The 12,574-nt window shown below is 45.1% G+C and carries 8 protein-coding genes; all 8 read right to left on the bottom strand.

Features of this window, described 5'->3' with window-relative positions; all coding sequences use genetic code 11:
- Positions 1-7 precede the first annotated feature (7 nt).
- Genes ACOIT5_RS15090 through ACOIT5_RS15055 form a run of 8 tightly spaced genes read right to left on the bottom strand, consistent with a single transcriptional unit; the run spans position 8 to position 12,570 of the window.
- A complete protein-coding gene (locus tag ACOIT5_RS15090) occupies positions 8-379 on the bottom strand; it encodes a glycoside hydrolase family 38 C-terminal domain-containing protein (protein ID WP_423126989.1) in 372 nt (123 codons plus the stop codon).
- Complete coding sequence (locus tag ACOIT5_RS15085; protein ID WP_423126988.1) at positions 367-1,641, bottom strand: hypothetical protein; 1,275 nt, start codon at positions 1,639-1,641, stop codon at positions 367-369. Before ACOIT5_RS15085 ends, ACOIT5_RS15090 begins: the two co-directional genes overlap by 13 nt.
- Before the next feature lie 49 nt (positions 1,642-1,690).
- Entirely contained in the window at positions 1,691-4,483 is a 2,793-nt protein-coding gene (locus ACOIT5_RS15080; protein ID WP_423126987.1) for a hypothetical protein, read from the bottom strand.
- Positions 4,484-4,498: 15 nt separating this feature from the next.
- Complete coding sequence (locus ACOIT5_RS15075; RefSeq protein WP_423130622.1) at positions 4,499-5,899, bottom strand: peptide-N-glycosidase F-related protein; 1,401 nt, start codon at positions 5,897-5,899, stop codon at positions 4,499-4,501.
- 59 nt (positions 5,900-5,958) lie between these two features.
- A complete protein-coding gene (locus ACOIT5_RS15070; RefSeq protein WP_423126986.1) occupies positions 5,959-6,435 on the bottom strand; it encodes a hypothetical protein in 477 nt (158 codons plus the stop codon).
- Between the two features lie 37 nt (positions 6,436-6,472).
- Positions 6,473-8,698: a DUF4838 domain-containing protein gene (locus ACOIT5_RS15065; protein WP_423126985.1), complete on the bottom strand. Its 2,226-nt coding sequence runs from the start codon at positions 8,696-8,698 to the stop codon at positions 6,473-6,475.
- Between the two features lie 22 nt (positions 8,699-8,720).
- A complete protein-coding gene (locus tag ACOIT5_RS15060; protein ID WP_423126984.1) occupies positions 8,721-10,673 on the bottom strand; it encodes a right-handed parallel beta-helix repeat-containing protein in 1,953 nt (650 codons plus the stop codon).
- Between the two features lie 52 nt (positions 10,674-10,725).
- Complete coding sequence (locus ACOIT5_RS15055) at positions 10,726-12,570, bottom strand: DUF1565 domain-containing protein (RefSeq protein ID WP_423126983.1); 1,845 nt, start codon at positions 12,568-12,570, stop codon at positions 10,726-10,728.
- Between the last annotated feature and the right edge of the window lie 4 nt (positions 12,571-12,574).

Below are 12,574 nucleotides of genomic sequence, written 5' to 3'. Positions count from 1 at the left end.
CGCTTTTTTATTTTGCGGCGAGATGGCAAAATACCCTGAAAATGGAAATCCTTTTGTATGGCTCGTCGGTGAGATTTATCCTGCCCAATTCGGCATAGGCCCAGTGCCAGCCGGCTTTTATATAATCGTGGGCATACTTGTCGGTTTCGTTTTTGCTGAACCGTTCGGTCACATACTGCCCGAATTTCCATTCTGAATTTTCCGCCACCATCTCTTTCCCCGAATTTTTATCGGTTAAAGACTGTATGGTTCCGCTTGCCGGATCCATCGTTATTTTAAAATAGCTGTTTTCGAGTATGTAATTTTTATCGTCCACACTTAGCTGACCTGCCATGTCGGTTGGCTCCTCATCAACAGGAATGAAAGTTACATATCCCATTGACTGGATTTTCCCGCCATGGCCAATTCTTTCATTTTCCGTGAATAGGCAGGCATCATTATCTGCTCTGCATTTTTTATGTGAAGCGCTTTCTCGTTCCACGAAAACTCAATTAGGTCGTAAAAACCCCTTGCCCTCAGTGTTTCAAAATCATTGCTATAAGCCCAGTAACCGCCGTGCCCGTGACTCATGGCAAGGCCAAAAGTATGCTCATTGAAAAGATGTATTTTTTCCATGGCGTTTTGAGCCAACTGAACAAGTGTATTGTCCTTCTGTCCGCCCCAGTTTGCAAAATGGGTTTGAAGCAATTCGAGATTAACGATATCGCCGGCGATTTTTCTGGCCGATTTTACCTCGCGCGGCATCGACATATACCCGTGAATCCATGTATCGGGCATATCTCCGCGGACCACGGGCAAATCGGGGTTTTCAGTCATCAGGGCATTATAAAAATCGGCCATGCTTCCTGAACGTACTTTTGCACCGGGATTTTTGTTTTCAATCTCTTTAATAGCGTTTACAAACTCCTCGTAGGAAGGCGCTCCCGTGTTATCATTGGTATGAATGATTGCCAGCCAGGTTTTGTAAGGCCATCCTTCGGGAGGGGCAGGTGTTGTGCCGTAATAAGGCCCGAAATACATGGTCATCAAACGCGACCCGTCGGGGCCTTCCCACCAGAAAAGCGGTGGCACTTCGGGTGAGGGTGAGGCAGGATTACACCCGATATGCAGAAATTTTATGCCTGCATTTGTCAGAATGGTTGGCAGCGCCCATGAGTGGCTTGGCACATCGGTTTGTTTGGCATCGATGGGCAAAGGAAGACCTGCTTCGCGGTTTATCTGCGAAGAATAAGATAACGACCTGACTATCGACTCCATCTCGCAGGCTTCGGTTTCGAAGGTAAACGGCAATGCATGTACTGTAAAATTTCCCTTCCGGAGCGCTTCCTCAATCCGTGGTTTCACCTCAGGTTTTGAATTGTTGAGCATTTCGAGCATGGGCCAGCCTGCCACTATCCAGTTAAACGGCTGATGTGCAGGCATCTGTTTCGACTGATCAATTATCTCAAGCGCTCCTTCCACCATTTGGTTTGAGTAGCAGTGCCTTACATTATCTGCCCAGTCGGTATAGCCAATATCGAAGTGGGTTTTAAATACCACAATAACCTCATTCACTTTGGGGGTTGTGTTGTTTTGCCCGGTTGCTACACTGGTCATTCCAATGCCAACCAACAAAAACAAACTTAGTTTTCTCAAATTCATATCTCTTTATCGTTATTGTTAATGCTATACCAAAATATCATCAAATAATTTATTTTAAGATGTAATAAGTATATCCCCTTGCCGGAATATTTACCTGGAGCGGGATTTCATAATCCCGTGAGATACGGTACGTTTTTGTAATTCCCTGGCTACTGGTTACATTTACTTTAGAACTGAGACCAGTATAATATATGGGAACATTGATATTTCGTATAATTTCTTCATTGAGGGGATTATACAACATTATAAAACCTTTTTCGGCACCCATTGGGTTAACGTGCAACAATCCATCCCAGTCTTGTCCGTCGGGTCTTCGCAGGTGAATAATATCAGCATCGAGTACCTGCCGGTGTTTTTTGTAGAAATCGACCCAATGCTGCACAACAGCTTTGGTTTCATCGGTATCGTAGAGGCGCGGACCACGGTAACATGCCTGCACCCCGGCGCCAAAAAGGTTGGCCATACGTTGTGCATAATGTTCCAGATGTTGGTTAAGTGGTTCTATTGTTGCAGCTGCACCACCACCCTGATATTCAGTGAGGGGAACAAACATCCATCCCATACTCGGGGTTTTTGTCCAGGTGCCATCGTAAATATTCTGCCTTTCGATGATTTCCTGTTGTGCCCGTGGCAACGACCAGTTGGTTTCGCGGTATCCCATAGCACATTTCGAAGCGCCATTGAGGTAATACCAATCGGGGATATTGAGATAGATACCCTGTTCGCGGCACCAGCGGTAAAAGTCGCTGATAGTGCGGAACTGGTTCCACTGAGAGTCTTCGGGCCCACGGTGACCCGGATGGGAAGTCGAGCCACAGACATCACCCGGATATGAACCATCATGTTCGATGATATCCAAACCGGTAACCTCGTACATTTCTTTGATTTTCCGGAAATACTCAATTCCCCATTCGCTTCCCAGGCATGGTGAATTACCAAATTGGGCAATTCCACCACGTTTCCCGGTGGCCGGATTGATCACATCGTCCTTTTCACTGATTGCCCTGCTTGCCAGCAGGGAATAGCCGCCCAGGGCAATACCCCTGTCATGTGCATAACCGGCCAGTTCTTTCATTTTTTGATAGTAAACAGGATCGCCGCTCTCCATATTAAAACCGCTTCCAAAGGTCATAATCACCATTTCGAAACCCACCTCTGCACATTGGTCAATAGCGAGTTTTACTGATTCGGGATCTGCCTGGCGGACATGCATTAAAATAGGGTTTTCGGTGACCCATGGCGAAATGGTACGGTACATTTTTCGTTGGGAGAGGCCTTTTCGCTCCTTGTCGTGACTGTCGAAGAACAGCTCCCACACCCTGAATGATTGAAATACACCTGCTGGCTTTATCTCCTGTGCCGGACCCAGTGATGGCCTGACTTCGAGCAGGCACGGGGTTTGCCGGGGATAATGGACCTGTGTTGAATATAACGGATCTGATACCCAGTGCACAGTAGAACTACTCGTTCTGCGGTTGCTCATGCCAGAAAATGCAAAATCAGTCTCAACATGAATGTTGGGAAGCTCCCACACTGGTTCTCCTTCTACACTCGATTCGCCTTCGACGGCTGCAATAATTTCACTGGTAAAGCTGTTTAGCATCACTGGATTTCCCATGCTGTTTTCAACAGTAATCCATTTGCTTATCAGCGGAAGGCCATCGTATATTTCATAATGTACTTTTACCACAATACCCTTAATACCGGCTGCTTCTTGTTTTTCAACAGGTTCGCCAAGAATAGTAAAATGCCTTATCTGGCTCCTTTCCAAATTTCCTGAGTTACCAGCATCGGTATTCCCCCCCGAAGGGTCGGTTTTACCTATTCTCACTGCAACAGGAATTTCCGGACTATATATTTTTGCCAGTTCCTGCCAGTTTTTTCCATCTTCTGAGCCTTCGCACCATACATGATTATTGTGCATTATCATTCGGAGGTGGTATTCAGCTCCATCTTTCAACTGTCCAGCTTCGCTCTCTTCCGACCCATTCCAGATACCAAACCTGCCCCGCCTGGGTTTCAGGTTCAGTTTTATATTTTTATGGCCATAAACCAGGGTGATGCCCGATCCCCAGCTTGCACTCCTGTCGGTGCCTGGATTAAATATGCCCTGCACAACCCTCGCGCCTTCCGGAAAAGGCCTTTCGGCAAATACGGCAGAATTTTCATGTGCCATAATCTGACCTGGCTTTCCTTCGTTAATAAATGAATTCCGTTCATGGCTGTTACTCGCATGTACTATCCATCCCTGATCAAGTTTGCTGAAATCATCCGTATAGATTATCTGCCTTTCATCATCTTTCCTGATGGCAACCGGAGCGTGAAAATCAACTACCAATTCCTTGCCCGGTGCAGGCCATTGTACTTCGCCCGACAACCATTCTTTCCTGATTTTCCAACCAAAACGCGGTTTAATATCGCCAATTGCATAACCGGTAAACTGAAAAGCCTCTTCGTCGTTGGTAAGGTTTTCGATCCATTCGGGCAAAAGATAGTTATGCACCGGTTGTCCCAAAAGTCCGCCGATATTATAGGAAAACCCATCGAGGGTAATCTGCGCTTCGGGCCTTACCGATCTCAGGTAATTTTCGCCGGTAACCAGGTTACGTATGGAGATACAGGCAAAATTTGGTTCAACCCTGAATTTTCGTTCTATTAACCCGTTGTGAAGAACAAGCTCTTTTCCATCGTCGGAGGCACTGACTTTGGCAACAAAACGGCTTCCGTTTATCAGCCAGTCCGACTGTTGTTTGCCCATTTCCATTTCTGATTGGCAACCATGAAAAATTCCTGTAGTTGCGAACAGCAACAACGCGACTATTGCCAGAATAAATTTTTGCATCCTAAGTTGTATATTTTACTCACCATACCTTATACGTTTATTAAACACTTCGGTGTTGCCAACAAAAACCTTCAGATAAAACCGACCAGTTGGGTAATGGCTGAGGTCGTAGGTAAAAGAACCCTCCTTTAAATTAAAGTATCGGTGCTCTTCGGCAATTTCACCACCCGGGTCGGTCACCAGCCGCACTGTAACATCACTGGCTGCGTTTGCAAAATATCTTAGAAGCGTATTGTCTCTGGTCCGGGTAGGGTATACACTTATCGCCCTTTTCTCGGCATCAAGGGTATCGGGGTTGGGGCCCACGACAAAATTATAGATCAATCCGGAACCAAAATCAGGGTCGAAAGCCTTAATGATGTTGTTATTTGTGTCCATCAACCTTATTTCGCCCCTGCCGCCTCTCACATTGTACCAGAATTCAAGTCCATCGCCCCCGGTGTCGTTTATGGTGAAACTGTAGGCTCCTGGTGCAAGCTTCAGGGTGTCGCGAAAAACTTTTTCAACATCGAGGCTGTCCAACACCCTGTAACCACCAATCTCTCCCTCCTGATTGGTAATGTACCAGGAGTTTTGCCAGGGTTGCCGGTTTGATTGAAGGTAAACCACCAATTCATTTCCATGAACCGGTGCAGAGATAAAAGAAGTTTTCATGGTATTGTCAGCAGAAAACTGGTCGCGGTTTCCGTTGGGTCTTAACAGTAATACCGTGAATTGATTTACACCCGGCCGGCTGTCAATAAGCCCCGGCAAGGTAACCGTATCGGCCTTGTTAAACCCAAGGTTACCTTTCCATTGCCAGGTTTGCTGTTTAAATCCGTGGGTACCATACTGAATGGTGAGCGAACGCAGGTTTTCGCTGCCATTGTTTTTAATGATGATTTGCGGATTGGCGCCCGCAGGGTTCTTACGCGAATGTAGCTGCTTATCGGTAGGTACAATTACATCAACAATTGATGCATCGTGCTTTGCCGACGGTTTCCGATATTGCACCAAATAAGCGGCAATTACCTGTGTGCCATCGTTTTGTACCGTGGCTGTATATGGCTCCATTACCAGATGAATGGTATGTTTTTGATTGGGTTTTATGGGCAACACAAAAATTTCGGGCAACATTAAGTGGCCGGGGCACCAGTTTCCCCTGTCAAAAATCCAGGTACCGGCCTGTGGAAATACCGGATTATCACCACATTCCATCCACATCTGCCGTTTTTGGATGAGTTGCCCATCATACCACAGCTCCCTGTATTTATTGCAAAACTCGGCACAATTATCGGGTCGGTCCATACCATGCCCGGTCTGAATAACCCTGAGCCTGCCGAATGAAGCCCCCGGCGTTGCCTGGAACTCTACCGGAAGAAGATGCTCCTCAGTGGGCCGTTCCGGATCTCCATAAGGAAAATGGTCGTTATAGATTTCGGTAATAGATATGGGGATTGCTATCGGTGTACCGGTAATAATTTCAAATTCGACGGTTACCAGCCATCCCCGGTCATTATTTGGTTCATAACCGGTGTGAATGAAATTTCTTCCACGCTGTCACGCAATACCAGGCTAAAGTCGGTAACATCGGCCTGCCATGTAAAATTCCAATCACTGGCAAAAGCGCCTCCGTAAGGGGTGATAATACGGCCTATTTCCCAGTTTTTATTTTCACCATTTACGCCACCGGTGCGTTGCATGATGATACGGTCAGAATAATCCCAGTCGGCACAGCGCATGGTATCGGGACAGGCAAAACGCACATACATGGTAATTTGCCTTACTGGTATTTCCTTGCCGGGGAAAAGGCCCCAGCGTTCGTGCGATTTTGAGCCTGTTGATGGATCGGTTACAACCAGTTCTTTGTTATGGCTGATTACCCGGATGGTGTCTCCCGCTATCGAATTAGTTGTCAGCAGGTTGAATAATAGTACCCCTGCAAAAAGAAAAGTGATTTTGAAACTGTTCATTATTTTGTTACTTTAAAAATTGTTCGTTTGCTCCTGATTATCTTACTACTATTTCATCCACAAATACCCAGGAACTGCCTCCTGCCGAAGGATGCCAGTACGGAAGAAGCAGGGTGCCTTCGACCTCGAACTTCACATAACGGAATTGTGTGCCGGGTGTCTTGAATTTAAAAAGCTTTTGCACCTCTTCTTTCCGCTGGTCGCCGGATACTACCTGTTTTTCGACCAGAACATATTCATCTCCGGTTTCGGAAACCAAACATGAAACGGATTGTGGATGAAGTATCCAGCTTTTTTGGTCCCAAAGCGTGCTGATTTCGATGGTTGACACATTTACCGGGTTTTCAAGGTCGAGTACCAGTGAAAAGTTTTTGGCTTCCCACCCCAGCCAGTGGACCTTGTAGTCGCTGGCCCCACGCACACCATTGGTTAGAAAAGAGAGGTCTCCGTTGCTGTACATTTCGGAAGGAAGCGGAGAAGCAGTTACTTTTTTACGGAAAGCGAGGTTGCCTTTTACCTGTACATCGATAAACCGTTTGGTGGAAGTGTAGTATTCTTCGGCTGTAAGTCCTGCTTCGTTTACCATGGCCGATTTACATTCGATGCTGGTTTGATAAAACAATTCGAGCATATCGACCATGTTCGGGCGAAGAATATATTCGCCGTTCGTTTCATGGTACCATCCCCGGGCTCCGAACATATCGCTTTTGCCGATTTCCATAATGGCATATTGCAGCGCCATCCGGGCTGTTCGCACATGCAAAAGGTACTCCGGTTGGCCTGATACCGCTTTTTCTGCCTTGTCGAAGTACTGGTTATATTGTTCAATGTTTTTTTCAGACAGGAACGTGTGCTGATGTTGTGTTGGAGGGCCGTAAATGTCGAGCCGTTCACCGGTTTTGATTATCTCTTTTTCCAGTGCATCGATGTATTTTCTGATCCATTTGCCAGCCTTGCCGTAATACCCATCGGTAAATTCCCTGATAATTTCTTTTTTATTGGCATCGGGGTTCCACAACAATTTGGCCAGCAAATATGATTTCAGTTCAGAAAATTCGTGTGCAGTTCCGGTATTTGACTGCTGAAAATGCTCCTTTACATTGTTGGATACAAAGAGTTGTATATTGGGTTGCAAGGTATGCAGATTGGGAAACGGACTGATATGATGGTTGAAATTCACGGTATAGTCCCACAGGTAAATGTGGTTACTTATTTTACCCCAGTCTTCCATATCTTTCAAAAATGAGGCGCTGGTTGGGTCGGCAGATATATTCTGGCTACGGTTGAGTTCGATTGTACATAGCATAATCTGCACATTCTCGCGGGGTTTGGTTATTACAGGTGCCGGTCTGCTGTACTGATAGGCAAGGGTGGAGATCACTTTATCGGGAAACTGCTCTGCAACCCGGTTTACAAAACGTATGATGGGGCCCGCAGGGCTTTTTTCCTCCTCAATAACCTTGCTGCATTCATCGCACTGGCAGTACGAAAAATTGTCGTCCTGACTGACCGACCAGACTTTTTTGTCGGGCTGGAACTCCATCTCATACCTGAGCCTGTTAATCACAATATCAAATACATCAGAATTTGACAAACATATCTGGTCAATAATGTGCTTCCCGTTCATCCAGGCAAAATATTCCGGATTTGTATGAAAATATTCTGTCCAGGGAACCAGTCTGTGGAAGGTATGCACATAAAACCCGGCGGCAAACATATCGTCGATGGTGTGCAACCGGTTAAAGTCCTTGTAATATTCATTGATTGTGAATGAACCATACACATTCCGGTAAGTATTGGTTGATTTTCCATTGAAATTCAGTGCAGGAAGAGATACATTATTTGATTTTGGAATCACTACAAAATCAGGACTATAATATCGAACCCCTAAATATTTCCCGAGAATTTCAGTAACACCATAAATACAGCCTTTGGCATTTCCACCATAGATAAACAAAGAACTTCCTTCCGTTTTTACAGAGTAATCATCGTCATTTTCAAAGTCGGTGCTTTTTGAAATAGATATATTATTTCCCGAAACCAGCTGGTTGGCTTGGACTATGGGAAGCCTGCACCCTGATATTTCATGGATATGGTAATTTAAAAAATTGGCAGCCCGAATTTCTTCGTGCGATGCGTTAACCGGAAGCACAATGGTATAAGTGCTTTTCCCATCGGCTACCAGATGGAGTTTGCCTGAATGCTTAACAGAACAGGCTGTAAACAGTAATAGATTAAAAATAACCAGAATGCATGATCTCATCTGTTAAAATTTTATTTATTTTTTACCTTTTTACCGGCCATACCTTTATGGTTTGTTTGCCGCTTTGGTTGATTTCGAAAGGCCCGGGCGAAGGGTTATCGCTGCTTCGCTTATTGCCAAAATAATCAAGGTTGATTATTACCGGAGAGCCATCGGGATTTTCGTATGGCAAATCAGGAACAATGGCTTTTGATAGTGATGCTGTTGTAATGATGTACCTATTTTGTTCGAGCCAGTTTTTATCGAGGGCTATTTCAAGATAAACCTCATTATCACGTTGCGTTAAACTAACAGTTGCATCGAAATCCTTCGCCAACAGGAGGTTTCGCTCAACAGCATCCTGCTCTGTGTATCTGCTCAGTTGCTCCCGTGCGCCTTCATTCATCTCGCCAAATTCCATCTTTTTCCCTTTACCACGTGTGGCCATCACCGACCCTTTGGTATAAACATTTCCATCGAAAACCACGGGAAGCAAAGCCCTGCTGTACTGACTGGCATCTCCGCCATTAATAAAGAGATTATTGAAAAACTGAATGCCGCCGCCGGGGTTATCATGCATCCCTGCAATTTCTGTTGAATGTGGTTTGTGATAAGGAGTCAGGCGCGAATCGAAAGAAATCACATGCAACAGTCCGCCAATCAAATTATGCACACATGCGGCGCCACTTGAATTCATCAGCAAACTGGTGGGCGATAGCAAAATATTGTTGCTTACCAGCATTGGGCCATGATTGACTTCGAGAAAAATATCGAGTGAATTATTATGTAGCAGATTGCTTTCCACCTGCGCTCCCTGCGACATCCAGTCGAGCCATATGGCCATGTTTACATTGAAAATATGGTTGTTAATAATCCGGGTATCAATACCGCCGTGAAATTTTATGCCAGCCATTTCGTAGCCTCCAAACAACCGGTGGGTGTGAATATCGTGAATGGTATTTCCATCGACGGTACTGAATGCACAGCCCATGCTACCCACCATTCCGGCCTGTTCGCAATGCGAAATGGTGTTGTTGCGCACAATGTGTCCTCCAATGGTCTCTTTGTTCCAGCCAAAATCTAAAGCCCTGTGAATGGTTGCAACATAACCCTCGGCAGCGTTTGCCGTGGTATTGTCAAACTCATCGCCGTGCTTGCCCAGGGTAATGCCTACACATTTTGAATAGCGTACGATGTTATCTTCAATAATCCATCCCTTGCTCCAGTGTGTGCCAATCAACCCCTTTTGTTCGGCTGAAGGTGGCGCCCAGTTGGTGGCAGCATTTTGCATGATAAAACCGCGAACCGTAATATAGTTTATAAACGGTTCATCGGGGTAAAAAACGGTTTGCCTGACATTGATCTCAACAGATTCATGGTTTGGATCGGCATCTGGAAATTGTGCCCATATTGAAGTTGTACTTGAGTTTACCTCTGCCCACCATAGCGGGCTATTTTTTTCAGCCGGGCGCATAACCTCATCTTTTACTGCCGCTTCCATCAGCCAGTCGCCGTTAAGGTAAACAGCGCCGGTATGGTGTGACCTGCCATTATCGATAAACCAATCGCCGCGGATGAGGTCGATGTATGGGTTGAAATCGCCAAATAAAGTATTGGGAACTGTAACCGTCCATGAGTCGTTTTCCAGTTTTTCCCATCCGGTTATCACCTCCGAGCCTGTAATTACAACTTCCTGGCCAGGCGCTGCCATGTATGTAATCCTTTTATCGTCAGATAGTCCGCCGCGCGGCGGATTTACCCGTTCGCGATAAATACCTTCATAAACCAGAACTGTATCGCCCGGCATGGCAAGCAATGCAGCGGCCGAAATTGTCTGCAATGGTTTTTTTTGCGTACCCGGATTTTTGTCGTTTCCGTTTATCGAAACATAGTAGGTTTTACCTCCCTGAACTGATTTGGTTTTTTTTTCGGAACAGCTTACAACAGCAAATGTCAGGGCAATTAAAGTCAGTAAAGCAAATACTCTCATTTTCATATTATCAGGTTTTCAATTTATTACAATAAATATTTTTAAAATTTCTTTCAGTTTAACGGCCATACCTTAACTGTTTTTTACCGCTTTCGTTTACCTCGAATGGCCCTGGAAACGGGTTATTTGTGTCGCGAGGAATTCCCATAAAGTCAGTATCGATAGTAACCGAAGTATCATCAGGATAAACCACAGGTTGTCCGGTGTATTTTGATATGCAGAGCTTTTCTGTTGTTACAAGTGTTGTATTGGCGTTTTTGCCCCATTCTCTGTCGAAATTGAATTCGAGGTAAAAACCATCGGGTTTCTCCATAATTTTCACTTCATGCGGGTAATCATCAATCACCAAAGCTTCTATGTCGGATTTGGGCGGTCTGGCCCCATTCAAATAGACATTCCCACCAAAAAAATTACCACTATCCCAGGTGTCGAAAAAGTAGAAATTTGATTGGTCGCCAATAAAAATGTTGTTTATCCATTTTTCATCTTCAATTATGGATTTTGCATAACCCATAATTTCAGTTGAATTTGGCTGGAGAAAGGGAGTTTCCCTGTTTTCCTCAGGGGCAAATCTGATGCTTCCTGTCGCAAGATTATGAATGTAGGCTGTACCATTCGACCGGTTTAAAATCGAACGGCCGGACAGGAACAGGTTATTGGCCACCAGCACAGGGCCATGATTTACTTCCATGTAAAGATCTGCCTGATCGTAGCCATGTTCGCGGTCGTTGTCATGAAAAAAGTTTCGTGTTACAATGGTTCCCTGTGCCATCCAGTCGAGCCATAACCCCCTGTTGCACCTGAAAATATGGTTTGAATGAATTATTGAATTTACTGCACCGTGAAATTTGATGCCAGCCATTTCATAACCAAAATACCAATTCTTCACATGAATATCGTGTATTTCGTTACCGGTAACAGTGCTGAAAATGCAACCCAGGCTGCCAACAATCCCAGCCTGTTCGCAATGCGAAATTCGATTGTTGCGCACGATGTGATGTCCTATATTCTCTTCGTTCCATCCATTTTTGAGCGCCCGCTTTATTGTCTCGTAGTAACCTTCGGTGGTACTTGATGCAGTATTGTCAAATTCATCGCCATGTTTTCCCAAAGCAATACCCGAGCAGATTGAATAGCTGATGTTATTATCCTCGATAATCCAGCCTTTGCTCCAGTTGGTGCCAATAATTGCTTTTTGTTCTGCGGTGGGGGGAGCCCAGGGCGTGGCGGCCTGGGTCAGGGTAAACCCGCGAACGGTAATATAATTAATCCCCGTTTTCTCGGGATAAAAAATAGTTTGTCTCGCATTTACTTCAACCAATTCGTTATTTGGATTCTTGTCGCCAAAATTTGCATAAATAGTTGTATGGCTTTCATCAACAATGGCAAACCATGTGTTTGCGATGTTATTACTCAGAACCTCTTCAAGATTGGCGGCTTCTGAAAGCCAGTATCCGTTGAGGTAAACAGCACCTGTTCGTGTTTTCCTGTTGTCGGTATTTACATACCAGTCGCCGGATAAATAATCGTTAAAGGGATTAAATGCATCGAAAAAATCATTTGACAGAACTGCCTTCCAAACCTGACCGTTTTCACTGGTCCAGTTTCCAACAACCTCCGAACCTTTAATGATAACTTCTCCCTCTGCCTTATAGGTAATGCGCTCATGATCAGAGCTTCCACCGCGAGGCGGTGTGATTTGCTCGCGATAAACACCGGCGTGAACTGTAATCACATCGCCGGGCATGGCATGCAATGCCGCTGCTGAAATTGTCTGCAATGGTTTTTTTTGTGTACCCGGGTTTTTGTCGCTGCCGTTTACGGAAACATGGTATTCTCTGGGAAAAGCAGTTCCAGACAGTAATAAAAGAAAAATTATAAGTTTGTTTTTCAGGATGTTCATGGCA

This window comes from Gaoshiqia hydrogeniformans (genome assembly GCF_049347105.1).
Taxonomy (GTDB): Bacteria; Bacteroidota; Bacteroidia; order Bacteroidales; family Prolixibacteraceae; genus Gaoshiqia; species Gaoshiqia hydrogeniformans.
The sequence above is the reverse complement of the archived record's forward strand: the minus strand, read 5'-3'. Positions and strand labels throughout refer to the sequence as shown.

Bases quoted from the DNA above. Each gene is read 5' to 3' on its own strand.
- ACOIT5_RS15055 (WP_423126983.1), bottom strand. From the start codon at position 12,570: ATGAACATCCTGAAAAACAAACTTATAATTTTTCTTTTATTACTGTCT.
- ACOIT5_RS15090 (WP_423126989.1), bottom strand. From the start codon at position 379: ATGGGATATGTAACTTTCATTCCTGTTGATGAGGAGCCAACCGACATG.
- ACOIT5_RS15085 (WP_423126988.1), bottom strand. From the start codon at position 1,641: ATGAATTTGAGAAAACTAAGTTTGTTTTTGTTGGTTGGCATTGGAATG.
- ACOIT5_RS15070 (WP_423126986.1), bottom strand. From the start codon at position 6,435: ATGAACAGTTTCAAAATCACTTTTCTTTTTGCAGGGGTACTATTATTC.
- ACOIT5_RS15065 (WP_423126985.1), bottom strand. From the start codon at position 8,698: ATGAGATCATGCATTCTGGTTATTTTTAATCTATTACTGTTTACAGCC.
- ACOIT5_RS15060 (WP_423126984.1), bottom strand. From the start codon at position 10,673: ATGAAAATGAGAGTATTTGCTTTACTGACTTTAATTGCCCTGACATTT.
- ACOIT5_RS15080 (WP_423126987.1), bottom strand. From the start codon at position 4,483: ATGCAAAAATTTATTCTGGCAATAGTCGCGTTGTTGCTGTTCGCAACT.